General features: G+C 68.6%; 22 protein-coding genes and 2 pseudogenes. 13 read left to right on the forward strand and 11 right to left on the reverse strand.

The window, feature by feature from the left end:
- Both AB0I42_RS34475 and AB0I42_RS34480 read right to left on the reverse strand, forming a co-directional pair.
- Positions 1-251 (reverse strand): hypothetical protein (locus tag AB0I42_RS34475; RefSeq protein ID WP_357543957.1); only part of this gene is annotated, 251 nt, incomplete at its 3' end.
- A 1,623-nt stretch (positions 252-1,874) separates the two neighbouring features.
- Positions 1,875-2,062 (reverse strand): annotated as a pseudogene (locus AB0I42_RS34480) (IS5/IS1182 family transposase); the annotation flags it as partial.
- A 572-nt stretch (positions 2,063-2,634) separates the two neighbouring features.
- Here AB0I42_RS34480 and AB0I42_RS34485 point away from each other — a divergent pair.
- Complete coding sequence (locus AB0I42_RS34485; protein WP_357543958.1) at positions 2,635-2,907, forward strand: hypothetical protein; 273 nt, start codon at positions 2,635-2,637, stop codon at positions 2,905-2,907.
- A 64-nt stretch (positions 2,908-2,971) separates the two neighbouring features.
- Here AB0I42_RS34485 and AB0I42_RS34490 read toward each other — a convergent pair.
- The 7 genes and pseudogenes from AB0I42_RS34490 to AB0I42_RS34520 all read right to left on the reverse strand — a co-directional run bounded on the left by AB0I42_RS34490 (position 2,972) and on the right by AB0I42_RS34520 (position 10,119).
- Positions 2,972-4,010, reverse strand: a pseudogene (locus AB0I42_RS34490) (IS630 family transposase).
- 205 nt (positions 4,011-4,215) lie between these two features.
- Positions 4,216-4,476 (reverse strand): RidA family protein, encoded by a 261-nt coding sequence (locus AB0I42_RS34495; RefSeq protein WP_357543959.1) that lies wholly within the window; start codon positions 4,474-4,476, stop codon positions 4,216-4,218.
- 23 nt (positions 4,477-4,499) lie between these two features.
- Positions 4,500-6,122 carry an amidohydrolase family protein gene (locus AB0I42_RS34500; protein ID WP_357543960.1) on the reverse strand — a complete coding sequence of 541 codons (1,623 nt, stop codon included), beginning with the start codon at positions 6,120-6,122 and terminating at the stop codon, positions 4,500-4,502.
- A gap of 76 nt (positions 6,123-6,198) precedes the next feature.
- Positions 6,199-7,677 carry an aldehyde dehydrogenase family protein gene (locus tag AB0I42_RS34505; RefSeq protein ID WP_357543961.1) on the reverse strand — a complete coding sequence of 493 codons (1,479 nt, stop codon included), beginning with the start codon at positions 7,675-7,677 and terminating at the stop codon, positions 6,199-6,201.
- A complete protein-coding gene (locus tag AB0I42_RS34510; protein WP_357543962.1) occupies positions 7,674-8,072 on the reverse strand; it encodes a cupin domain-containing protein in 399 nt (132 codons plus the stop codon). Before AB0I42_RS34510 ends, AB0I42_RS34505 begins: the two co-directional genes overlap by 4 nt.
- 27 nt (positions 8,073-8,099) lie before the next feature.
- On the reverse strand, positions 8,100-9,701 hold the full coding sequence (locus tag AB0I42_RS34515; RefSeq protein WP_357543963.1) for an NAD(P)/FAD-dependent oxidoreductase: 1,602 nt from the start codon (positions 9,699-9,701) through the stop codon (positions 8,100-8,102).
- 31 nt (positions 9,702-9,732) lie between these two features.
- A complete protein-coding gene (locus AB0I42_RS34520; RefSeq protein ID WP_357543964.1) occupies positions 9,733-10,119 on the reverse strand; it encodes a nuclear transport factor 2 family protein in 387 nt (128 codons plus the stop codon).
- Positions 10,120-10,250: 131 nt separating this feature from the next.
- Here AB0I42_RS34520 and AB0I42_RS34525 point away from each other — a divergent pair, with 131 nt between their 5' ends.
- The 6 genes from AB0I42_RS34525 to AB0I42_RS34550 all read left to right on the forward strand — a co-directional run bounded on the left by AB0I42_RS34525 (position 10,251) and on the right by AB0I42_RS34550 (position 17,733).
- The gene (locus AB0I42_RS34525) at positions 10,251-11,339 is read left to right on the forward strand and encodes a PLP-dependent cysteine synthase family protein (protein ID WP_357543965.1); all 1,089 of its coding nucleotides are present in this window, start codon (positions 10,251-10,253) and stop codon (positions 11,337-11,339) included.
- Positions 11,340-11,486: 147 nt separating this feature from the next.
- Positions 11,487-12,554: an extracellular solute-binding protein gene (locus AB0I42_RS34530; RefSeq protein WP_357543966.1), complete on the forward strand. Its 1,068-nt coding sequence runs from the start codon at positions 11,487-11,489 to the stop codon at positions 12,552-12,554.
- 155 nt (positions 12,555-12,709) lie between these two features.
- Positions 12,710-14,326, forward strand: coding sequence for an ABC transporter permease subunit (locus AB0I42_RS34535; RefSeq protein ID WP_357543967.1), 1,617 nt, complete (start codon positions 12,710-12,712; stop codon positions 14,324-14,326).
- On the forward strand, positions 14,323-15,414 hold the full coding sequence (locus AB0I42_RS34540; protein ID WP_357543968.1) for an ABC transporter ATP-binding protein: 1,092 nt from the start codon (positions 14,323-14,325) through the stop codon (positions 15,412-15,414). The genes AB0I42_RS34535 and AB0I42_RS34540 overlap by 4 nt, the downstream gene beginning before the upstream one ends.
- An 11-nt stretch (positions 15,415-15,425) precedes the next feature.
- Positions 15,426-16,187: an IclR family transcriptional regulator C-terminal domain-containing protein gene (locus AB0I42_RS34545; protein ID WP_357543969.1), complete on the forward strand. Its 762-nt coding sequence runs from the start codon at positions 15,426-15,428 to the stop codon at positions 16,185-16,187.
- Positions 16,188-16,260: 73 nt separating this feature from the next.
- Positions 16,261-17,733, forward strand: a complete 1,473-nt coding sequence (locus AB0I42_RS34550; protein ID WP_357543970.1) for an NAD-dependent succinate-semialdehyde dehydrogenase — start codon at positions 16,261-16,263, stop codon at positions 17,731-17,733.
- A gap of 57 nt (positions 17,734-17,790) precedes the next feature.
- Here AB0I42_RS34550 and AB0I42_RS34555 read toward each other — a convergent pair whose 3' ends face one another.
- On the reverse strand, positions 17,791-17,925 hold the full coding sequence (locus AB0I42_RS34555; RefSeq protein ID WP_357543971.1) for a hypothetical protein: 135 nt from the start codon (positions 17,923-17,925) through the stop codon (positions 17,791-17,793).
- Positions 17,926-17,994: 69 nt separating this feature from the next.
- Between AB0I42_RS34555 and AB0I42_RS34560 the strand changes: the two genes are divergently transcribed.
- The 6 genes from AB0I42_RS34560 to AB0I42_RS34585 are packed head-to-tail and all read left to right on the forward strand — an operon-like array spanning position 17,995 to position 22,058.
- The gene (locus AB0I42_RS34560; RefSeq protein ID WP_357543972.1) at positions 17,995-18,405 is read left to right on the forward strand and encodes a hypothetical protein; all 411 of its coding nucleotides are present in this window, start codon (positions 17,995-17,997) and stop codon (positions 18,403-18,405) included.
- 40 nt (positions 18,406-18,445) lie between these two features.
- Positions 18,446-18,985, forward strand: coding sequence for an RNA polymerase sigma factor (locus AB0I42_RS34565; RefSeq protein ID WP_357543973.1), 540 nt, complete (start codon positions 18,446-18,448; stop codon positions 18,983-18,985).
- 13 nt (positions 18,986-18,998) lie between these two features.
- A complete protein-coding gene (locus AB0I42_RS34570; protein ID WP_357543974.1) occupies positions 18,999-19,820 on the forward strand; it encodes a hypothetical protein in 822 nt (273 codons plus the stop codon).
- Positions 19,817-20,674 (forward strand): ATP-binding cassette domain-containing protein, encoded by an 858-nt coding sequence (locus AB0I42_RS34575; protein WP_357543975.1) that lies wholly within the window; start codon positions 19,817-19,819, stop codon positions 20,672-20,674. Before AB0I42_RS34570 ends, AB0I42_RS34575 begins: the two co-directional genes overlap by 4 nt.
- Positions 20,671-21,426, forward strand: a complete 756-nt coding sequence (locus AB0I42_RS34580; RefSeq protein WP_357543976.1) for a hypothetical protein — start codon at positions 20,671-20,673, stop codon at positions 21,424-21,426. Before AB0I42_RS34575 ends, AB0I42_RS34580 begins: the two co-directional genes overlap by 4 nt.
- A gap of 8 nt (positions 21,427-21,434) precedes the next feature.
- Positions 21,435-22,058, forward strand: coding sequence for a hypothetical protein (locus AB0I42_RS34585; RefSeq protein WP_357543978.1), 624 nt, complete (start codon positions 21,435-21,437; stop codon positions 22,056-22,058).
- A gap of 306 nt (positions 22,059-22,364) precedes the next feature.
- Here AB0I42_RS34585 and AB0I42_RS34590 read toward each other — a convergent pair whose 3' ends face one another.
- Positions 22,365-23,378: a hydroxyacid dehydrogenase gene (locus AB0I42_RS34590; RefSeq protein WP_357543979.1), complete on the reverse strand. Its 1,014-nt coding sequence runs from the start codon at positions 23,376-23,378 to the stop codon at positions 22,365-22,367.
- Positions 23,379-23,441 lie beyond the last annotated feature (63 nt).

Below are 23,441 nucleotides of genomic sequence, written 5' to 3' on the forward strand. Positions count from 1 at the left end.
CCGTCCATGCGTAGGTACACGTTTGGCCAGGTCACCGATTCGAAGGCGAACGAACCGTCCGTCTGCCGGTGGAGTTTGTACTTCTCCAAGGGCCCCGCGCCGAATTGGCAGTTGACCGTCCCACTGCCAGACCCGTTGAAGGTCGTCACCCCGGCGCCGTCCATGCGCAGATACACATTCGGAAAGTACCACGATTTGATTGTGATCGGCGTGTTCCCGAGCGTGGCGAAATCCGCTAGCGACAACGGCATAACGTCCCTCTTTCTCTCCCTGGGCGAATCCTCACCGTAGCCGGATCGTCACTGACTGATAAGACCGATGGTTGGCGCGGAGTGAACGTAACGACGATGGCGGACGGATGAGTCAGAACCGAAATCCAACACTATGTCGGGATTATTGTGACCAGCAAGGGCTGCGCCGGCCAGCCCACGGATCGCCGCCACTTCGGCGGGATAGACGGCTTATGGCAGGCGACTCGTCGGGAAGGATTGAGTGTGTGCTGGCTGGTTGAGCAAGGACGGGGGCGTTGAGGAGTCGGCGGATCTCGACGACTCCTCAACGCGACTATCTCTGCGCTCGTGCTGGCCTGTTGGCGGTGACGGCGGCGCCCCGGCCAGGGCGAGCATGGCCAGGGTGACGGACCGATGCCAGCCGGTCCGGCCGCAGATCTCGTAGTGGTTCAAGCCCTCTGAGAACCCCGGCAGGCGCGTGACCCCGAACTGAGCGCGCTGTCCACGGATAAACGTCGCACCAACCGCTCGGCGAGCCGTTTGGATGACCAACTTCGGTTCCGACTCGCGATACAGGCGGACCGCACGCGCTCGCCGCCAATCGAGGTACTTCTTTGGCGTCACTACGGTGAACTCCTCTACCACCATCAGGTCTGACCAAGAAGCTCTACAAAAGCGCCACCAGCTCATCCATGACGACTCAATACATTGATGATTGCGCGCCAAAGAACTCAGACCTTTACAGATGAGGAGAGGACAAGTTGGTGCACTGACACCCAAACGAAGTGTCACAAATTGTCTATGTATGCACATTTTTCAGACATGCCCAGCCCGGGCATCCGCGCGCTCAGGCCTCACCGAGGCTGCCGTCCGGGCTCGGACAAACGTCCAGGACATCGACGCTAGCAGGCAAGACAGCCCTTCACCTGTCCGGGACAGCCCTGACTATTCCCAAGCCCTCAAGCGATTGGCCAATCTGGACACAAGACGGCATTCGTCGTTCATTATCGATCAGCAGGCATGCGTCGTGCCGCCTAGGTATGAGGCATGCCTCAAGCGAAGGGGTTCCTCTATGAGACGTCTGATTACTAGGACGTTCACTGCTGTCGGGCTTGGCACAGCGATTACTCTCGGCGCTTTGGCCGCCACGCCCGCGCAGGCTGCCGAACCGGTAGGAAACAGCGCCGCCGTCGCTGCGGGATGGGTATACGAGGGCACCTACCCCAGCCGTGGGGCGTGCAACGTAGTAGCCGACAACTTCTGGAACACCAATGGCATTCGCGGCCAGTGCCGTGGGCCTTACGCGGGAGGCGTGTTCCACCTTTACCTCTGGTTCTAGTGTGCCCATGAGGCGAGGCTCAGCCTGATCTACGACAGGCTGTGGCTACGGATCGTCGACCTGCGGCGTCGGTGGCGATCCGCCGGCACTCTCGCCGGCACCTGCCCGTCCCAGCCAGTCGCCGGGACGGGCAGGTGCCAGGACACCAGGCAACACCCTCGCCGGGGCGGCCGCAGAGCTACGAGCAACCAAGCCGTAAAGGCTCAGCCCAAATGGTTGTTCTTGCCGACACCGCGGTAGCAGAGCAGGCGCAGAAGGTCGGCGAAGGCATGGGAGTGGTCGGCCGCGCGATCGCAGAGGCGTACGAGCCGGCGGTTGTTCTGTAGCCAGGCCAGGCAGGACTCCTCGATCCACCGGTGCCGGCCGAGCCGCTGCGACGACTCCACACCCTACGGACGATACCGCGTCCGTGGACCTCGGCCCGCAGCGTGTGCACGTCATACGCCTTGTCCGCGTGCAGCGTGTCCGGCCGCTGCCGGCGTCGACCACGCCGGCTGTGTGCCGGGTGGTAACAGCACGCCCAGGTAGTCCAGAATCGTGACCACGGCCACCGCCCTGATCTTCGTGGTCTGCCAGGAACCGAAAGATCATCAGACGTGGCGTCTCCGTGTCGAACACCGACCCGCTGATGCCCACACTGGATCGGCCACAAGTAAGCGGCCGGGGTTGAACGAAAGGCTGGGAGCGGTGGCCCGGCACTCGCGAACACCGAGCAGGCATCGACTGGCCTAGACCCGGATCAAGCGAACATCTGGTGCCTTGACCACGAACGTTCGCGGTGTTGGGGTCAGGCCGCTCTGGTGACGGGTTGGCCCCAGCGGTGTTGTCTGCGCCTCGTTCTGGTCGCTACCACGGACGAGTTCTTCCAGGACCGGTGTGATGTCGGCTGGATGCCGTCGGACCGGGATGGATGGTGGACCGGCGAGGCACGGGCTTTTCGCGACCTGAATGGCCAGGTCAGCGCCGTTGGCTAGGCGCGTGGCGTCAACTGTCACTATCTGCACAGTCCCTTCCGCGCGGGCTGTTCGCCTTGCCGCAAGACGTCGACACATGCAAAAATTTCTTATGACTCGTCTTGGAAGGGCTGTCGCCGCGCTGGCCAGCGCTGCGGCGGCCGCGACGACCCTGCTCGTGGGTCCCACCGCCGCCCACGCTACGGAGTACGCCACCTACTACATGGGACCGTACGCCGACCTGGCGATTTGCAGCGCGGACGCGGTCGAGTCCCACCACCCGGAGTACGGCGAGCTCGCCTCTCCCTGCTACTACCGCACGTCGGCTCCGAATCCGCTGCGCGGACCGGGCTACTACTTCATCCTGCGCGTCTCGCTGGACTGAGTGCCCGTTGAAGAACCGGCTTGGCCGGCGCTGACGGTCGCGGTGCGTATCGTCCGCTGCGGTGCTAAGCGCCTGGCCAGAAGTCTTGTCCGTAACCGTCGGGTAGCCAGGGTCCAGGGCGCGGTGGTGGTGAGGTTTTGGTCGGGTGTTCGGTGGCGGAAGAAGGCGTGGGCCTGCCGGATTCGGTCGGTCATGGTGGCGGGGGCGGTGTTGGCGATGTGCTGCTTCAGCGCGGCCCAGATCCGTTCGACCGGGTTGTCCTGAGGGCTGTATCTGGCGCCTTTGATCAGCAGCAGGCGGGGGTGTTCGGCCAGCCACCGTCGGGTGATGCCGCTGTGGTGGGTGGTGCCGTTGTCGCAGATGACGGCGACGATGGGGGCGTCGGGGTAGGCGGTCAGGAGCATGTCGAGGAAGTAGCAGAACACCACGGACACGTTGCGGATCGAGACGTGGTGGTGGAAGGCGCCGGTGGCCAGGTTGACCGCGCCGTGGATGGTGCGGCGCTGGTTGGTGCCCGGGGTTCGGACGCGGTGGCGGATGCCGACCGGCGTCCAGCAGGCGCGGAGTCGGGCGAGGAGGTCGAGGTGGGTTTCGTCCTCGGCGAGGACGACTGATCCGGCGGGCAGGGCGGCGATCTGGTCGCGGATGCCGGCGCAGATCCGGTCGTGGTCGGGGTCGCCGTTGGCGGTCAGGCGAGGTCTGCACCAGCGGGCCTGTTCGCGGATGCGTCGGTAGACGGTGCGTGGGCTTATCGGTGGGCGGCCCAGCGCCCGCCAGACCCGGCCGGTGGTCCAGGCCTTCGGGGTGGCGAGCAGGGTGCGAATCCGCTGGCCGAGGCGTGGGCTGCCCAGGCGGGGGCGGCCGGGACGCGGCCGGTCGGGCAGCCCGGCGAGGCCTTCGATGTCGTGGCGGGCGATCCACCGGCGGACGGTGGCCGGGTCGTAGTGCAGCAGGGCGCCGATCTCGGCGGCGGACATTCCACCGGCGGACAGCAGGACCATCATCGCGCGGGTGGCGACCCGCCACTGCCGGTGCAGGGCGTCCAGGATCTGGTGGTACTGCTCTTCGGTCGGGTTGGCGTACACGTGCCGGGGGGGGTGCATACTGGCGGGGACCTCGTCGGGCTGATCTTGTGTGGTAACTCGATCAAACCCCCGACGGGGTCTTCCTATGTGGAGCTACGTTGACTCGGGCGAGTTACGGACATAACTTTCGGCAACCTGATTAGGTCCAGCAAATCGCTCGCGCCGTCGGCAACTCCCGGTTGCGCGGTGAAGGAGGGGCCGCTCGCGACGTAGACGGTCACCTTCACAACCGAAGCGACACGGCCAAGGCCGCCAGGCACGGCAGCGATCGCGGCGAGTGCGTTGACAGTGGCCTGTCGCACTCCCTGCCCTGCTTCAGGGTCACTTCCCGGCCGAGCTTGCCCCGGTGCAGCAGCTGACCGGCACGGAGCGGGAGCTGGCCCGAGGTGTACACCAAGCGGCCGTTGCGGGTGGCGGGCACGTAGTTGGCGAGAGGCTCGGGAGAGACCGGAAGTTCGATGCCCGCTGCAGCAAGTCGGGACACCGGATCGATCTGCGTGTCCGCGCTCAGCCCTTCTCGAAGACCAGCGTTCCGCCGATCCAGGTCTGCATGACGGTCAGGGCGGCCAGATCCGTCGGCTCGGTCTCCAACGGGTCCGCAGACAGGATGACGAAGTCGGCGAACTTGCCGACCTCGAGCGAGCCGACCCGGTCTTCCCAGCCGATCGAGAACGCCGACCACTCGGTGTACATCCGCAGCGTCTCCTCGATCGTGACCGCCTCCGGGGCCTCTAGCACGTCGCCGTCGTTGGTACGGCGGGTGACCGCGGCCTGCATCGCCGGGAATGGGTCGTGCTGGTCCTCGGTGATGCCGATCGCGTCGGAGTTGCCCGGGATCGGCAAGCCGTGGTCGATCAGCGTACGGAACGGCATCACGGCCCCGATCCGGTCGCTGCCCAGGTGCGCGACGTATCCGGCCGCGGTGGTCAGGATGAAGGCCGGCTGCGGAACGGGGACGACTCCGGAAGCTACCAGCCGCTTGATCCGTTCGTCGGTCATGAACATGTTGCCCGCGTGTTCGATGCGGTGCCGGGCGATGCCGTGCCTCTCGGCCTGCAGCGCCAACGCGCCGTCGAGAGCCTGGTCCAGGGCACGGTCGCCGATCGCGTGCATGGCGATCTGCAGGCCCGCATCATCGGCGGTGGCGACCAGGGCGGCGACCTCCTCGTCGGTGAACGCGAGTTCGCCCCGGTAGCCGGGCTGGCCGGGGTAGTCGCCGTGGAGGGCGGCCGCCCCTGCGGTGAGCCCGCCGTCGAGGAAGACCTTGAAACCGGCCATCGCGAGATGGTCCGGGTCGAGGGCGTCGATCCGGTCCCTGGTACGGCCGGCGCGGACGTCCTCGGCCGACACCACAGCCTCCAGCTTCGGGTACAGCGCGGCGCGCAGGACCAGGTCACCGACGGCAGCGAGCGAGGCGATCGCTTCCAGTCCTGCGCGGTGCAGGGGAATGTCGCCGACGGTGGTCACGCCGACGGCCAGATAGCGGTCCTGCACTCGTTTGATCGCCGCCGCGAGATCCTGGACCGGCGGCTGCGGGCCGCCGAGAGGCTCGAACATGTCGTAGGTGCGGCCGGTGGCGACGCCGGTGGTCGGGTCGCGCTCGATCCGGCCGCCGGGCGCGTTCGGGGTGTCGTCGTCGACACCCAGCAGCCGCAGGCCCAGCGAGTTGAAGACGTTGAGGTGGTAGCTCGACCGGTACATCACCGGGTGGGTCGTGCTGACCCGGTCCAGGTCGTGCCGATCGGGATAGCGCCCCTCGGCGAGCTTGAGATCCTGGTAGTGCTCCCCCTGACCGAGGATCCACTCGCCGGCGGTCGTGGAGTCAGCGCACTCGGCGAGCACCGAGACGATCTCTTCGATGCTCGATACCCGCGACGAGCGGCAGTCGATGGCGAGCTCCCAGGAGTAGGCGAGCAGTTCCAGGTGGGAGTGGCAGTCGATCAGTCCGGGGATAACCACCGCACCGGCCAGGTCGACGACCCGCGCTTCCCCGGCCCCCGCGAGAATCTCCTCTGTCGTCCCGGTCGCCGTGATCCGGCCGTCCTCGGTGCGAAACGCCTCGGCGACGGTTCCGGCCCGGTCCATCGTGCGGACTTGGCCACCGACGAAGCACACGGTCTGTGTTGGCACTGCTCTACCTCTTTCTGGGCATGTTTGTGAAGCCGCCGTCGCGGGTGGGGCCGACGGTGGCGGGTCAGGGAGTGCTTCAGCGGACGGCAGGCATCTGTACGGTCTTGGTCTCCAGGTACTCCTCGACGCCGAGCCGTCCCCGCTCCCGTCCGAGGCCACTGCTGCGCATGCCACCAAAGGGCAGGGCCGGCTCGCTGACCAGCGGAGTGTTGACGCCGACCGAGCCCGCTTTGAGCTTGCGGGCGACCGCGGTCGCGGCGGCTTGGTCACCGCCGAACACGTACGCGGCGAGGCCGTACTCGGTCGCATTGGCCAACCGGACGGCTTCGTCGATGTCGGCGCAGCGGACGACGCTGAGCACCGGGCCGAAGAACTCCTCGTCGAGTACGGCGGGCTGGCTCTGTCCCTCGGCGGTGAGCAGTGTCGGCGCCAGGAACGCGCTCGCCTCGTTCTCGGCAGTCCTGACAGCGCCCGCGACGACGGTCGCGCCGGCCGCCACGGCCTCGGCCAACTGCGCCTCGATCCGTCCCACGGCCGCGTGGTCGATGAGCGGGCCCATCGTGGTCGCCGGGTCGCGCGGGTCGCCGACGACGATCTGGTCGACCGCCGCGGTGAGTTCGACGACCAGGTCACCGGCCTTCGACTCGACGACGTACACCCGGTTGGCGGCCATGCACGCCTGCCCGGAGTTGAGGAACCGCGCCCGGACCAGGTCCCGCGCGGTCTGGACGACGTCGGCGTCGGGTAGCACCACCGCGGCCGCGTTGCCACCGAGTTCGAGGAGGACCCGCTTGATCGAGGATGCGGCCTTGCGCATGACGAGTTCGCCCACCTTCCGCGACCCGGTGAGGCTGATGCACGCGACCTCGGGAGCGTCCAGCAAGGAGTCACTGACCCGCTGCGGATCGCCGGCCACGACGACGTTCAGGACACCGGCGGGCAGACCCGCCTCCTCGAAGCAGCGTGCGATGGCCAGCGCGGTGAGCGGCGTCTGCGGGGCCGGTTTCAGCACGACCGTGCAGCCGGCCGCGAGCGCGGCGCCGACCTTGCAGGCCACCATGAATGCCGGGAAGTTCCACGGCGTGATCGCCAGGACCACCCCGATCGGTTCGTGCAGCACGAGGGCGTCGCGTCCGGGCGCCACGTCGGTCCAGGCCTCGCCGGGGAGACGAAGCGTCTCGTGACTGAACCATTCGAAGAAGCGGACCGTGTTGCGGGCCTCGCCGATCGCCTCCGCCAGCGGCTTACCGGTTTCCGCGCTGATGAGTTCGCCGACCGCCTCGACCCGCTGCCCGAGCAGGTCGGTCGCTCGGCGCAGGACCTCGAAACGCTGCCAGCCGGTCGCCGACGACCACCCGTCGAGGGCGGCCGCCGCCGAAGCGACCGCTGCGGCGGCCTGGTCGGCGTCGGCGTCGCCGACCGCGCAGATCGTGGCCCCGGTGGCCGGGTCGTGGACCTCGAACGTGTCCGGGGAGGTCACCCAGGTGCCGTCGATCCACGACCCCGGGCTGTCGCCCACGAGCCGTGCGACCAGGTCGGCCGGCCGGCTGCTCATTGCGCGTCCTCGGCGGTGCGGGCGGTGTACTCGGCCTCGCCGACCTCTCCGGTCCACTCGACTTCGCCGAAGTGGAGCACCAACTGGATCAGTTGGGCGGACGCGGTGGCGCCGTGCCAGTGCTCGACGCCGGGCTCGGTCCAGACGACGTCGCCCGGACGCATCACCACCACCTCGCCGCCGCGCTCCTGGATCCAGCCCTCGCCGGAGACGGTGTAGAGCATCTGGCCGCCCGGGTGCCGGTGCCAGTGCGTGCGCGATCCGGGTGCGAAGAACATGTTGAGGGCGCGGGTTCCGCCGTCGGCCAGGACGATGTCCGACCAGACCTGTCCGGTCGTGGTCGCCGACCGCATGGCCGACACCCGGTCCGCAGGGATACCTCGTCCGATGATCATCGTGGTCCTCTGGTTAGTGGGGTCAGGTCAGTCGGTGGTACGGCGGAGGTCGGCGAGTACGCGGTTGCTCGCGTTGTAGCCGGTGACGCCGCTCATGAAGTTGCCCGGCCAGTTGCCGACGCCGGTCAGGTAGAGCCCTTCGACCGGGGTCCGGTAGTCGGCGCAGCCCGGGATCGGGCGCGAGTCGAAAATGTGTCCGGGGACGATGTCGCCGTGGGCACCGTTGCCTTCGACGAGGGCGAATTCCCGCTCGAGGTCCAGCGGCGAGTAGACGTGTACGCCGGCCAGGACCTCGGACAGGTTCGGGATGTGCTGTTCCAACGTGCTGACGACGGCCTTGCCCAGGTCGTCGCGCTGCTCGTCCCAGGTGCCCTCGGCCAGGTGGTACGGAACTCCTCGGACGCTGATGCTCACGAAGTGGCATCCCGGTGGGGTCAGCGAGGGGTCGTGCGCCGAGTCGATCATCGCGGTGACGGTGGGTCGCTTGCTCCAGCGCCCGAGTACCGCTTCGTTGTAGGCGTTCTGCAGCACGTCGATGCTGGCCGCGATCCGGAAGTTGGTGCCGAGGAAGAGATGGTTCTCCTCCTCGTTCCGAGCGGCGGCGAACCGTGGGGTGCCGTCGAGCGCGAGGTGAACCTTGGCGGAGGTGCCTTTCATGCTGACGGCCTTGGCGACGTCGTACAGGTCCTGCCCGATGTCCTCGGGGCCGACCAGTTTGGTCAGGGTCAGCTTCGGGTTCGCGTTGGAGACGACCCGGGGGGCGCGGAACTCACGTCCGTCGGTGAGGACGACACCGACGACACGCTGATCCTTGCAGAGGATGCGCTCGACCTGCGCGCCGGTGAGGATCGTGGCTCCGTGGGCGCGGGCGGACTCCGCCATCGCGCCGGTCACGGCACCGATACCTCCTAGCGGCGCGGCGTTTCGCATCATCAGTTCGTTGTCGTCGTTGCTGCCGACGCCGCGGAGCGACTCCTCCCACAGCGGCCGCTGAAGCAGCAGGTAGCCGCTGCCCGGCGTACGCGGGCCGACGAAGTTGGTGGCGACCGCGGTGCCGGCGAAGAACGCCTGCAGTTGCGGCGACGAGAGCCGCTCCTCGAGGATGTCCGCGACCGGACCGAACATGATCGAATCGAAGTCATGGCGCTGGCGCGGGGTGGTGAACCGCGCGGCCACCTCGGCGAACGACGGCGGCGGGTCGTAGAAGGAGACCTTCATCTGCCGGGCCACCGAGGCGTACAGCTCGATGACCGAGGCGTAGCCTTCGAGGTCGGCGTCCCCGTGCGCGAACTGCTCCATGACGGCCCGGCGCTTGGCCCGGTCCGGCCATGCCGGCAGGGCCCTGCCGTCCTCGAAGAGGGTCAGGGATCCGAGCGGCGGGTGGGCGAAGCGGAGTCCGTGCTTGCTCAGCTCGAGTTCCTGGGTGATGCGCGGATCGAGGCTGTGGCTGGCGTTGGCCACACTGCTCCCGCGGTATCCCGGGAAGATCTCTTCGGTGACGCAGGTGCCACCCACGATGTCGCGGCGTTCCAGGGCAAGCACCCTCAGCCCCGCACGAGCCAGGTATCCGGTGGCCACCAGGCCGCTGTGCCCGGTCCCGACGACAATCACGTCGTACGAGTGCTCCATCCGCTTCCTCTCGTTCCGTCGCGTTGCCAGGTCAGCCCAGTGGACTGATACGTCGAGCCGAGATGCGCCATCCCGCGTCGGTACGGGTCACGGTGTCGCGATAGATCGCGGCGGTGACTTCCCCTCCCGCCCGCAGGGCGAGCGCCTTGCTGTTGCACTCTGCGGTGTCGTCGTCGACGCCACCCACCACCACGTTGGTGATGTGGTGACTGACCGCGGGCGTCGCGATCGCTCTGAAGGCCGCGATCACATCATCGAGCCCGCGGGCCGTGAGACGACCCGGGTTGTCGAAGAAGACCTCGGGCGCGAACACCTCGCCGAGCCGGTCGTACTCGCGGGCGTCGAGGAGGTAGGCGACCCGGTTGAGGACTTCTTCGATCGCTCGGGCATCAGCCGGGGGCACGGGTTGGTTGGTCACTGGACTCCTTCGAGATTCCGCACAGTGGAAGTCTGACTTCCGCAGCATAGGATGCCCCTGAATTCGAAGCCGGTCAAGCGCCCCCGGCATCCGCGACAGCGGTCGGAAGCAGACCCCGAAGGAGACCTCGAATGACGATGCGCCAGCAGACCTGTGTCGACCGGACCTGGGTCGACGAGGCGATCCGCCGCGTCGAGGCCGATGCCACCCGCAGTTCCGACACCCACCTGCTGACCTTCGACCTGCCCGGTCGGCACGGCATCGACCTCTACCTGAAGGACGAGTCCTCGCACCCCACCGGGAGCCTCAAGCACCGGCTCGCCCGCTCGCTTTTCCTCTACGCGCTCTGCAACGGCTGGATCGGCCCGACCACGACGGTGGTCGAGGCATCCAGCGGCTCGACCGCGGTGTCCGAAGCCTACTTCGCCCGCCTGCTGAACCTGCCGTTCATCGCGGTCGTCCCGGCCTCGACCAGCCCGGTCAAGATCGAGCTCATCGAGTGGTACGGCGGGCGCTGCCAGATGGTGGATCATCCGGGGCAGGTGTACGACGAGGCGCGGCGTCTCGCTGCCGAACTCGACGGCCACTACCTCGACCAGTTCACCTACGCCGAGCGGGCCACCGACTGGCGCGGCAACAACAACATCGTCGAGTCGATCTTCGAACAGATGTCCGGCGAGGCGCAACCGGTGCCGGCCTGGATCGTCGCCAGCGCCGGGACCGGCGGAACGGCGGCGACCATCGGGCGCTACCTGCGCTACCGGCGGCACATCACCCGGCTGCTGGTCTCGGATCCCGAGAACTCGGTCTTCCTCGACGCATGGCGCCTCGGCGATCGCGGGTTGCAGTCGGCCAAGGGCTCCCGGATCGAAGGGATCGGCCGCCCGCAGGTCGAGCCGTCCTTCGTGCCCGAGGTGATCGACGAGATGGTCCGCGTGCCGGACGCGGCTTCGGTCGCGACGATGCTGTGGACCTCGCGCCGCCTGGGGCGTCGGGTCGGACCCTCGACCGGGACGAGCATGTGGGCGACCCTCCACCTCATCGCCAGACTGGAGCGCAACGGCGAGCGAGGCAGCGTGGTGAGCCTGATCTGCGACGGCGGCGAACGGTACGCCTCGACGTACTACGACGCGTCCTGGCGCATCGACCAGGGCATCGACGTGACGCCGTACGTCGCCGTACTGGACGAGTACGAGCGCTCGGGGTCGCTGCCGGCGTGATCCCAGAAAGCTCGGCCACAGCTCTTGACAGCCCACACCCAGGCCACCAGCATTCCTGCAATGGAAGTCATACTTCCATTCTGCGGAAGTTCACCTTCAACCTGGTCCGTTCACCCACCGGCCGCCCAGACTAAGAAGGAAACCGTCATGCGAACATATCTCGGTGTGACCAGGGGCTGGCGTCGCGCCGGTGCCGTGCTGGCCGCAGTCGTCGTCGCCCTGGGTGGCCTCACGGCCTGCTCGGGAGGCGGCGACGAGAAGGGATCGATCACGTACGCCGGCTTCGGCGGCACCTACGAGGAGGCCGTCAAAGCGGCACTCTTCGACCCGTACTCAAAGGACGCTGACATCAAGGTCCTCTTCGACAGCAGCGGCTCCGACGTTGCCAAGCTGGTCCAGATGTCCAAGTCCGGCTCCATGACCCTGGATTTGATCGACGCCGAGGACTCCTCGCTCGCCCAGTTCATGGCCGCCGACATACTGCAGCCGATCGACTCCAAGAGCCTCGACGGCTTCGCCGACCCGAGCGCGGTCACCGAACACTCGGTGCCGTGGTACACGTTCTCGCGCAACCTGTACTGGAACAAGGACGACGTACCCGGCGGCGTCAAGTCCTGGGCCGACCTGTTCGACACCCAGCGCGTCCCGGGCAAGCGCGGCATGGTGGGGCTGCCCTGGGGGATCCTCGAAGGCGCCCTGATCGCCGACGGCGTCCCGGTCGACCGGCTCTACCCGCTCGACCTGAACCGCGCCTTCGCCAAACTCGACACCATCCGCAACGACACCATCTTCTTCCCGTCCAACGGTGACCTGCAGAACGCCATCTCCCAGGGCGAGATCGCGCTGGGCTACGGAAACCTCGCGCGGATCAAGAGCATCGCCCAGAGCGGTGCGGTGCCGCTGGAGTACACCTGGGAGGGGGCCGTCCTCTCCGTCCAGCAGCTCGTCATCCCCAAGGGAGCACCGAACGAGTCGGCCGCCTTCGACGCGATCAAGTACTCGCTGCGCCCCGAGGCCCAAAAGGCGATCATGGACAAGCTGGGCTACACGCCGTCGCAGCAGTCGGTGCTCGACGGCCTCGACGCCGACACCCGCGCCGACCTTCCCGGCACCCCGGAGACCGCCAGCGGCGAGACCTTCCGCATCGACGTGGAGTGGTGGTCCGCCAACGGCGCGGACGTGCTCAAGCGCTGGCAGGACTGGCTCAACGCGTGACCACCACGCCGACAGACGCGGACCTTGCGACGCCGGCCTCCCGTAGAACGGTAGGCCGGCGCCGCCGGCGGGGCTGGGACCTGAGCGGGGTTCCGGCGGCCCTGGTCGTGACCCTGGTCTTCGTGCTCCCCGTTGCGATCCTCTCCCTGCGTAGCGTGACGGAACCTACGCTCGGCCTGGAAAACTTCACCCGGCTGCTCGGGCACTCCGGTTACGTCGACAACATCTTCCGGACAATCCTGATCTCCGCGACCTCGACGTTCCTGGCGCTGGTCCTCGGCTATCCGATCGCCTATCAGATGGTGCACGGCGGTAAGTGGCTGCGCACCTTCCTGACGGTGGCGATCATGGCGCCGTACCTGACCTCGATCCTGCTGCGGTCGTTCTCCTGGCTGGTGATCCTCGGGCGCCAGGGCCCGGTCAACAAGCTGCTCGGGCAGTTGGGGCTGGAGCCCGTCGCGATGGTGTTCACGCCGATCGCCGTCGTCGTCAGCCTCTCCCACTACCTGCTGCCACTGATGATCCTGCCGCTGGCCGCCACGATGCGCTCGCTCCGGGACTCGCGGATGCGCGCCGCGACCAGCCTGGGCGCCGGGCCGGCCCAGGCCTTCGTCCGGATCTACCTGCCGTTGACCAAGCCCGGCATCCAGGCGGGGTCGGTACTGTGCTTCGTGTACGGCATCGGCGCGTTCGTGATCCCCGCGCTCCTCGGCGGTTCCGAGGGCAGCATGCTCGGCTCGCTGATCCACAGCGCGATCAAGCAGAGCGGCGATTACGGCCTTGCCTCGGCCGCCGCGCTCGTGCTCGGCGCCCTGGTCCTGGTCATCGTCGTCGTCTTCCAACGGCTGACCGGCATGTCGACGACCGAACTCGCCGGGCGTTCCGGCGCTGCGGCCACCCGCACCGCCCCCGTCAAGCGCGGCGGACGCGTCCTCAAGCTCGCGGGGCGCGCGGCCGGCGGGCTCGACCGCCTCGGCGTCACCCGCAGCCGACGACTCCCGAAGGTCCTGGCCACCGTTCTCGGCGTCCTCGTGCTGGCGCCGCAGTTCATCGTCATTCCGATCTCGTTCGCCGCCACCAAGGCGCTGGTCTTCCCGCCGGTCGGCTACTCGACCCAGTGGTACTCGGAATTCTTCACCGCAAGCTGGCTCGATCCGCTCGCGGTCAGCGTCCGGATCGCGCTCTTCGTGACTGTCATCGCTGGCGTGCTGGGGACACTTGCCGCGATGGGCGTCGTACGGGGAACGGTCCGTGGCTGGGGAACGCTGACCTCGACCCTGATGATGCTGCCGCTGCTGTTCCCGACGGTGGTCGCCGCTGCCGGCTTCTACGTGGAATTCGAGCGGATCGGACTCGTCGACACCGAACTGGGGATCGTCCTGGCGCACGTGACGCTGGCTCTGCCGTTCGTGTTCAGCGTGGTCAGCGCGGGGCTCCGCTCGCTCGATCCGATCTACGAGCGAGCCGCCTCCAGCCTGGGTGCGAGCCGGACGGTCCAGCTTCGCCGGATCGTGCTACCGCTGATCGCCCCGTCCATCGCGATCGCCGGCCTCTTCGCGTTCCTGACCTCGTTCGACGAGTCGACGGTCGCGATCTTCCTCTCCGGCGTGCACGTCAAGACGCTACCCAAGCGGATCTTCGAAGCGCTCTCACTCGAGACCAACCCGACCGTGGCGGTGATCTCCGTCTTCGTCATGGCCTGCGCCGCTGTCATCTGGCTCGGCTATGTGCTGTTCCGTCGCCTCACCAAGACATCGAGGAGCAAGTCATGACCGTCAGCCATGGCGCGATCCACTTCGACAACGTCCGTAAGGAGTACGGGGACCACGTCGCCGTCGACGACCTCACCCTCACGATCGAGCCGGGCGAGTTCTTCACCGTGCTCGGTCCGTCGGGTTCGGGCAAGACCACCACCCTGATGATGCTCGCCGGTTTCACCGATCCGACCTCAGGGACCATCAGCGTCGACGGCATCGACATCTCGCGCGTGCCGAGCGACAAGCGCAACATCGGTGTCGTCTTCCAGGACTACGCGCTCTTCCCGCACATGTCGGTCCGCGACAACCTCGCGTTCCCACTGGAGATGCGCAAGGAGCCGCGCGACGTCATCGCCGAGCGGGTGCAACGGGCGCTCGAACTCGTCGACCTGGCCGCTGCGGCCGACCGGCTGCCCGACCAGCTCTCCGGGGGCCAGAAACAGCGGATCGCGGTGGCCCGGGCAGTCGTGTTCGACCCGGCATTCCTGCTCATGGACGAGCCGCTGGGCGCCCTCGACCGCAAGCTGCGACAGCGTCTCCAGATCGAGCTCCGACAACTCCAGCAGGAGTTGAAGGTGACGATGGTCTACGTCACCCACGACCAGGAGGAGGCGATGTCGATGTCTGACCGCGTCGCCCTGATGAACCACGGCCGGATCGAGCAGATGGGGACGCCCCGGGAGCTTTACGAGCACCCCCGGTCCGCCTTCGTCGCGGACTTCCTCGGCACCAACAACATGCTCACGGTCCGTCCCGAGGCGCCGGGACGGCTGAGCGTCGAGAACGGCGGGTTGCTGTCGATCGACGACGGCAGGGACGTGCCCGCCGACGCGTCTGTGGTCGCGGTGCGTCCGGAGCGGATCGCGCTGACGGACATCGCGGCTACCCCACCCCCTGGGTTCAGCCACTGCACCGGGAAGGTCACGCACCGTCTGTACCTCGGCTCGCACACGATGTACACCGTCCACTCCGAGACACTCGGCCCGGTGCGGGTGCAGCTGCAGCACGATGACGGCGAGCACCCCTACCGCACCGGCGAGACGGTAGGCATGATCTGGCGGACACGCGATGTGAACCTCTTCGGCCCGACGGCCGAACGATGAAGGAGGACCAGGTGACCGAACTGGACGACGAGCCCACCGAACAACGCGGCGTCAGGTCGGTGATCCGTGCGCTCAACCTACTCTCCGCAGCCGCTCGCGGGAGCCGGACACTCACCGAGCTCGCCGGCGCGGCCGGTGTCAGCCTGAGCACCGCATCGCGGCTATTGGCAACCCTGAGGATGGCTGACTTCCTGGAACAGGACAAGGACGGTCAGTTCGTCCCCGGCCCCGAGCTGACCGCGCTCCTATACGCCAGCGACCAGTGGTCGGGCATCCGCAAGCTCGCAGGAGAAGCCGTCTCCAACCTTCGAGACGAACTCGACGAGACCGTGGCATTCTTCGTCCGCTCCGGGCATGACCGTGTCTGCATCGAGTCCGCGGAGTCCGGCAGGCTCGTGCGGAGGGTCTGCCACCCCGGTGAGCGCGGGCCGGTGTACCTGGGCGCCGCAGGCAAAGCCCTTATCGCCTTCAGCAACGCCGAGCATGGCTACCTCGGTTTGCCGCCGGGCACCGACGAGTTCAAGACAGAGTCCGGGGCCGTGCGCACCTTGGCCGATCTGCGGGCCGAATGCGCCGTCATCCGAGAGCGTGGCATGGCCTACAGCGGTCGCGAGTCGACCGAGGAATCGTGGGCGGTCGCAGCGCCTGTCTCGCGGGGCGACCTCCTTCTCGGCGTCCTAGCCGTGGTCGTCCCGATGACCCGGTCGGACGAGCTGTACATCGCCAAGGTCCAGGCGGCTCTGCGGCAGGCCGCGGCGGCCGCCAGCCGCTGACCGCCGCACGGATCGAGCCACCAGATCCGGTGCAACCGTTTCCGCCCGACAACACCGAGGAGCTCGGTCACTCATGCCCGGACGCACTCTGCCTGGACCCGATCGGCGCGGCCTCTTCATCGGCGGTGGTTGGCGTGCGGCGGAACAGGGAGCCACCTTCACGGTGCTCGACCCGGCCGACGGGTCCGTCCTCGCCTCGGTGGCGGACGGCTCGGTCAAGGATGCAATCGAGGCACTCGATGCCGCCACCGCTGCCCAGAAAGACTGGGGGGCGAGTGCGCCACGTGACCGCGGGGAGATCCTGCGCAGGGCGTTCGACCTCATCCGGGGCAGGACGGACGAGCTGGCCGAGCTGATGAGCCTGGAGATGGGCAAGACCATCACCGAGGCCAGAGGCGAGATCGCCTACGGCAACGAGTTCCTCCGGTGGTTCTCCGAAGAGGCGGTCCGCATCCACGGCCGGTGGATGCACGCTCCCGATGGAGCCAGTCGCCTGCTCACCGTCCGCAAACCGATCGGCCCCTGCCTCTTGATCACGCCGTGGAACTTCCCACTGGCGATGGGAACGCGCAAGATCGCTCCAGCGATCGCCGCCGGCTGCGCGATGGTGGTCAAGCCGTCCGAGCTCACGCCCCTCACGATGCTGGCGTTGGCGGACATCCTCAACGAGGCCGGGCTGCCACCAGGTGTCCTGAACGTGGTGCCGACCGCTCGTGCCGCAGCGATGAGCGAGGCGCTGATGCCGGACCCACGACTGCGCAAGGTGTCCTTCACCGGATCCACTGCGGTCGGACGGCAACTCGTACGCCAGTCGGCCGACCAGTTGCAGCGCTTGAGCATGGAACTCGGCGGCAACGCTCCATTCCTCGTCTTTGAGGACGCCGACGTCGATGCCGCCGTGGACGGCGCGATGCTCGCCAAAATGCGCAACATGGGCGAGGCATGCACGGCAGCGAACCGCTTTCTGGTCCACTCGGACGTAGCTCAGGAGTTCGCCGAGAAACTGGCCAATCGGATGGGCCGGCTGGTCGTCGGTCGCGGCCAAGACCCCGGTGTCGATGTCGGTCCGCTGATCGACGAGCGCGCCGTCGACGCCGTCCACCGGCTCGTAACCGACGCCGTCCGCGACGGGGCCCAACTCGTGGTCGGTGGTACCGCTCCTGACCGGCCGGGCTACTTCTACCACCCCACCGTGCTGCTCGACGTTCACCACGACTCGCAGATCAACGGCCAAGAGATCTTCGGGCCCGTCGCACCCATCAGCATCTTCACCACAGAGGAAGAGGCGGTACGCCGCGCCAACACAACCGAGTACGGCCTCGCCGCATATGTCTTCACCCGCGACCTCGCCCGCACTGTGCGGCTCGCGGAATCGCTCGAGTACGGCATGGTCGGCGTCAACACCGGACTGATTTCGAACCCGGCCGCACCGTTCGGTGGCATGAAGGCCTCGGGATTCGGCCGAGAGGGCGGCTTCGAAGGAATCGAGGAGTACCTCGAGACCACCTACGTGGCGCTGCCAGCCACGTTGCGACAAGCTGGTTGATTGGCACCGTTGCGTTATCGGATCCGTGGCGTGTTCATCCCCGTGTAGGGTCTGCGGTCAGATCGCTTCGGCGAGTTCGGTGAACGCCACGGCGACCCGCCTTGCGGGCGGGCCGTCGAGTCCGAGTTCGTAGGCCTGGAGCAGGAAGCGGAACAGGTCAAGGCCCTGCGTATCGCGGTCGAGCGGGGCCACTCGGGCAATGCGACGGTCCTGGACGCCTGGCCGTTGCGGGGCTACGCGACCTCCGCCGGCCGGGCGTGGGTGACCGACTTCGCCCACGAGCTGCGCTACCGCTCCGGATCCTGCGTGGTCACCGACCGCGCCACCGGCCGCACCACCGTCAACTGGGGCGGCGTGAGTTCCTTCGTCAGCTACACGATCCTCTACAGCCCGTACTCCGGCAATTTCACGAACATCCACTTCCAATTGTGGCCGGGAGTCGACGGATTCTACGACGCGACCGACTCCGTCGACACCATCAACGTCCGGCGCGCTCGTCGCCCACCTGCGGGTCGGCTCCCGCCAGCTCATCGGCTGGGCGGTGTTCTTCACCGTCGCGGTAGCCGCCCCGGCGTGAACCTCGGAGTAATTGCCGCGCCGTCCCGTGAACCGTTCGCCCCGCCCGGTACGACGAACAGGGCATGGATGGGAGCCGCATCGCCGGGCATGTGACTCTTGACCTCGTCGAGCTGCGAGAACCGGGAGGTCACGCATGCTGACGCGACCGCCGGACCCTCGGGAGGACTCCCAGCTTCTCGCGGCGATCATGGACGGCGACCGGGAGGCGTTCGCTGAGCTGTACCGGCGGCATCTGCCGTGGCTGTTGGTACGCCTGGGGCGGCGGTGCTCGTCGCCGGAGCTCGTCGACGAGGTCGTGCAGGACACGTTCGTGGCGGTCTGGCGGTCAGCCAGGCGGTGGGATCGCCGGGGCGAGGTGGCCGCGTGGATCTGGGGAATCGGTATCCGCCGCCTGGTCGACTCGCTGCGGCGTAGCCGGCCGCCGGCCGATGAGCTGACCGAGTTCGCCGGCGTCGAGACGTCGGCCGAGGAGCACGTGCTGCTCGCCGTGCAGTACGGCGACGTCGGCGCGGCCCTGGCCAGCCTGTCCCCGGAGCTGCGGGCGGTCGTACAGGCGACGGTCCTGGACGGGCTGACCACGCGGGAGGCCGCCCGGCTGCTGGGCATCCCGCCGGGCACGGTCAAGACACGGATGATGCGCGCCCGCGCTCAGCTGCGGGAGCGCCTGGCATGACGGGGAGGTTGGGATGACCGTCTGGCACCTGGATCCGGAGGCGATCCGCCGGTATGCGCAGGGCGCCGCCCCGCCGGACCTGGCCGCGTCGGCCGAGGCGCACCTGATGAAGTGCGCGACCTGCCGGGACGCGATCGCGTCGCACGTCGATACCCGGCGGGTCGAGGCGATCTGGCACGAGGTGGTCGACCGGGTCGACACCCCCCGGCCGAGCTGGCCCGAACGGGTGCTGACCCGGCTCGGCGTCGGCGAGGCGACGGCGCGCCTCGTCGCCGCGACGCCGACCCTGCGGGGGCCGTGGCTGCTGGGGGTCGCGAGCGTACTCGCGCTCTCCGTCTGGGCGGCTCAGGTCGACGAGCGCTTCCTGCGGATGTTTCTCGTGGCCGCTCCGCTCGGGCCGCTGGCCGGGGTCGCGGTCGCCTTCGCGGGCGGCCTCGACCCGACCCGGGAGATCGGGCTGGCCGCGCCGTACTCGGGACTGCGATTGCTGTTGATCCGCACGGCCGCGGTCCTGGCGGTCACGGTGCCGATCGTGACCGCGGCCGGGCTTGCGCTACCCGGCTCCCACTGGCTGGCCGCCGCCTGGCCGCTGCCCACGGCCGGGCTCACCTGCGCCGCGCTGGCGCTGACGGCCCGGATGACACCGGTCGTCGCCGTCGGCGTGGTGGCCACGGCCTGGATGTTGGTGACCGCCCCGACCGCCATGGCCGGCCGCCTGGACCTAGCCTTCGGCGTCGGCGCCCAGATCTTGTGGCTCGCCGTGGCCGTCGGCGGCGGCCTGTGGCTCGCCGTCACCCGCAACACCATCACGATCAAACTCGGGAGAAGTGCATGACTGTACGCGTGCAGAGCGCGACGAAATCCTTCGGTCGCACGACGGCGTTGGACAGCGTCGACCTCGACGCCAGCCAAGGGGTGACCGGCCTGCTGGGACCGAACGGCGCCGGCAAGACGACCCTGCTCCGGATCATCGCCACCGTCCTGGCGCCGGACCGGGGTACGGTGACCCTGCTGGGCCGTGATCCGTCGCGCGCCGACGACCGGGCCTGGATCCGAGAGCGCCTGGGCTACCTTCCGCAGGAAGCCGGCTTCCACCGGGGGTTCACCGTCTTCGAGTTCATCGACTACGTGGCGATCCTGAAGCAGATGACCGACCGGCGGGCCCGGCACGACGAGGTCCGCCGGGTCATCGAGCTGACCGGGCTGGCATCGGTCAGCGCCAAGCGGATCCGGGCCCTCTCCGGCGGCATGCGCCGGCGGGTCGGGTTGGCCCAGGCCCTGCTGGGCGAGCCCGACCTGCTCCTCCTCGACGAGCCGACGGTCGGCCTCGATCCCGAGCAGCGGCTGCGGTTCCGGGAGATGATCTCGCACGCCGGCGAGGGGCGCACGGTGGTCATGTCCAGCCACCAGACCGAGGACATCGCCGCCCTGTGCACCCGGATCGCCGTGTTCCATCAGGGCCGGGTCCGATTCACCGGTACGCCCAACGAGTTGACCGCGCAGGCCGCGGGCCGCGTGTGGGCCGACACGCAGCGCTCGCCCGCCGCCCTCGCCGCATGGCGCACCGGCGACGGCACCTTCCGCAACGTGGGCGACCCGCCGGCCGGCGCCGAGCTGATCGCCCCCTCGCTGGAGGATGCGTACCTCCTGCTCATGGGCGAACCCGATCTGGAGGTCACCCACTCATGAGCACCGCCATCCTGATCGGCCGGGAGGCCCGCCGCCTCGTCCGGCACCCCGTGCTGTGGCTGGTACCGGTCGTCGTCGCTGTGACCGCCGCCGCCGACTCGGCCAGCGACGGCCGGAACGCCGACTACTGGTACGACACCATCTTCATCGCCGTCGCGTTCTTCGGGCCGATCATCGTCCTCTTCGCGGCGAACCTGGTCGCCAGCGGCGCCCGCCGCAGCCGGGCCGAGGAGATGCTGAGTGTCACCCCGACCTCGGACACGCGCCGGACCTGGGCGATGAGCCTGGGCATCGCGCTGCCTCTGGCCGGTATCGGCGCCGTCGCGGCGGCGGCCATGGCCGTCATCAGCAGCCTCAACGACATCCCGGCCAAGGACCTGATGAACGCCGGCGAGCTGGCCCAGCTTCCGCTCGTCATCGCCGGCGCCGGGTTGCTCGGCGTCCTCGCCGCCCGCTGGCTGCCCTTCGCCGGCGGCGTGCTGATCACCTTCGTGGTCGCGACGCTGGGCGGTCTCGTCGCGTTCCGCCGCTTCGACGGCGGCGCCTGGTGGATGTGGTGGACGACCGGGATGACGTTCGAGGGCTGGGTGCCGGGGCCGGGCCGGCCGTGGCTGCACGTCGCGTACCTGACCGGGCTCTGCGCGTGCGCCGCCATCGCCGCCGTGTACCGCTCCCAGGGCCGCCGGCTGGTCCTCGTCGGCGGGCCGGTCCTGGCCGCCACCCTCGTCCTCGGCGGGCTCCAGCTGTCATGACACCGTCCGTGGCGCGGGAACTAGTCCGCAGCGGCCACCTGGTACGCAGCCTGCGCCTGGCCCCGTTCGCAACGAGTGCCGCCGCCGTCACCGCGTACCTGGTGGCCCGCCTCGGCGACACGCACGACGCCATCGGCGACCTGCGCGTCCTGGGTCTGCTGCTGGCCCTGGGCAGCGGCTACGCGCTCGACGACAGCGCCGCGATCACGCTGCAGGCCAGCCCGTACGGCCTGGCGCGCCGGCTGTGGCTGCGGATCGCTTGTGCCGTGGCCGTCGTCGTGCCGGTGTGGGCGGCGGTGCTCGCGGTCTATCTCCCCTCGGCTCCGACGGGCGATCGGTGGAGCCTCGGCCTCGGTCTCACGACCGAGCTGGCCGCCACGGTCACCGTGATGTGGGCCGTGGCCGCGTGGGCCCGTCGCGAGGGATTCGACCAGCCCGGCATCATCACCACGCCCGTGCTTCTGGCGTCGCTGCTGCTGGCCGCGTCGATTCCACAGGCCCCGATGCTGGTCGGTTTCGGCCGGGAGTGGACGCCCGCTCACCTGCGCTGGTCAGGCATCGCGGTCGCCGCGACTTGCGCGCTCGTGGCCGCGATGCGCGACCCGGCCGCGCGCTGGGCGACCCGGGGGTGACCCCAATAGCGACGCGGGCGGGGGTGAGGCGGCCGGGCGGGGCGTTCCCAGGGGCGGCGTAGGTCCGCAGCGAGGGTGCGGGCGAGGCGGAGTTGGGTGTGGGCGGTGCGGTCCCTTGTGGAGTCTGACCCGCCCCACGATCCGCTCGCCCTCGTCGGCCACATCCTCAATGACCAGCGGAGAAAGGCCCGAGAACACCGCCCGCACCAGCACGTCGACATCCGTCACGCGAGTGTCAACAACCCCCACAACTTTCCGTCACCACCGAATGTGAGACAGGGCCGTTAAGTCCACAGACCCGAACGGTCATGCGCGTAGCGCCGTATCGGCAGCGCGGACCTGATGTAGCAGCGGCTGGCCCGCGACGAAGCGACCGACCTCGTCTACTACCAGCTGACCGACGCGGCGCCGCTCGAGTCCGATACTGCCGGCGATGTGTGGGGTGAGCACCACGTTGGGCAGCGTATAGAGCGGCGAGCCCGGTTCGGGTGGCTCGGGATGGGTCACGTCGAGGAGCGCGAATACGTCCTGACGCCGGTGCAGGACCCGGATCAGCGCGGGTTCATCCAGCACCGCACCGCGTGCGGTGTTGATGATTGTGGCACCCTCGGGCATCGAGGCGAGCAGTTCCTCGGTGACCAGTCCCGAGGTCTGTGGCAGAGACGGCGTGTGCACAGTGATCACGTCGGCGCGGTGAAACAGCTCGTCGATACCCACGAGCTCGACGCCGAGAACGGCCGCACTCGCGGCGTCTACGTATGGGTCGGCGGCAAGCACATGAACGTCGAGTGCGGACAGCCGCTGGGCCACCAGGCGGCCGATCAGGCCGAGCGACAGAATGCCGACCGTCGAGCCGAACGTGCCGGGCGCCGCCGGCTGGGATGGGAACCGGCCGAGCCGGCGTACCGCGCGTTCGAAGCGGTGGGCGTGCTTAAGCGCCAGCGTCACCTGCGCGAATGTGAACTCGGCGACCGGCACCGCGTTGGCGGCGGCGGCCGACACGATCTGGATGCCGGCGACCCAGAACTCGTCGGTGACGATCGGCCGCACCGATCCACCGCCGTAGAAGACCGCACGGAGCCTGGTCGCGTGGGAGAGCAGAGTGCGGTCCAGGCGGGGGCCGCCCCAACCGGTGACGAGCAGCTCGACGTCGGCCAGTAGCTCCGGTCGCGTGCTGACCTGCTCAACCGTCGCGTCCGGGCCGGCCCAGCGGACCAGGCGGTCCAGGCGGGTACGTTCCTCCGGTCCGTATACGTCGTCGACCAGGTCGCGCGGCATGACCAGCAGGGCCGACGGACGGTGCGCCGCGTCGGCGAGCACCGGTGACGAGGCTCGGGGCGATGGGGACAACGCACAGCTCCTTCGTGATCGGCCACGCTGAGT

Origin of the sequence: Polymorphospora sp. NPDC050346, from assembly GCF_040655695.1 — a bacterium.
GTDB classification, from domain to species: domain Bacteria; phylum Actinomycetota; class Actinomycetes; order Mycobacteriales; family Micromonosporaceae; genus Polymorphospora; species Polymorphospora lycopeni.

Bases quoted from the DNA above. Each gene is read 5' to 3' on its own strand.
- AB0I42_RS34485 (WP_357543958.1), top strand. From the start codon at position 2,635: ATGACTCGTCTTGGAAGGGCTGTCGCCGCGCTGGCCAGCGCTGCGGCG.
- AB0I42_RS34505 (WP_357543961.1), bottom strand. From the start codon at position 7,677: ATGAGCAGCCGGCCGGCCGACCTGGTCGCACGGCTCGTGGGCGACAGC.
- AB0I42_RS34510 (WP_357543962.1), bottom strand. From the start codon at position 8,072: ATGATCATCGGACGAGGTATCCCTGCGGACCGGGTGTCGGCCATGCGG.
- AB0I42_RS34515 (WP_357543963.1), bottom strand. From the start codon at position 9,701: ATGGAGCACTCGTACGACGTGATTGTCGTCGGGACCGGGCACAGCGGC.
- AB0I42_RS34525 (WP_357543965.1), top strand. From the start codon at position 10,251: ATGACGATGCGCCAGCAGACCTGTGTCGACCGGACCTGGGTCGACGAG.
- AB0I42_RS34530 (WP_357543966.1), top strand. From the start codon at position 11,487: ATGCGAACATATCTCGGTGTGACCAGGGGCTGGCGTCGCGCCGGTGCC.
- AB0I42_RS34540 (WP_357543968.1), top strand. From the start codon at position 14,323: ATGACCGTCAGCCATGGCGCGATCCACTTCGACAACGTCCGTAAGGAG.
- AB0I42_RS34550 (WP_357543970.1), top strand. From the start codon at position 16,261: ATGCCCGGACGCACTCTGCCTGGACCCGATCGGCGCGGCCTCTTCATC.
- AB0I42_RS34565 (WP_357543973.1), top strand. From the start codon at position 18,446: ATGCTGACGCGACCGCCGGACCCTCGGGAGGACTCCCAGCTTCTCGCG.
- AB0I42_RS34570 (WP_357543974.1), top strand. From the start codon at position 18,999: ATGACCGTCTGGCACCTGGATCCGGAGGCGATCCGCCGGTATGCGCAG.
- AB0I42_RS34575 (WP_357543975.1), top strand. From the start codon at position 19,817: ATGACTGTACGCGTGCAGAGCGCGACGAAATCCTTCGGTCGCACGACG.
- AB0I42_RS34580 (WP_357543976.1), top strand. From the start codon at position 20,671: ATGAGCACCGCCATCCTGATCGGCCGGGAGGCCCGCCGCCTCGTCCGG.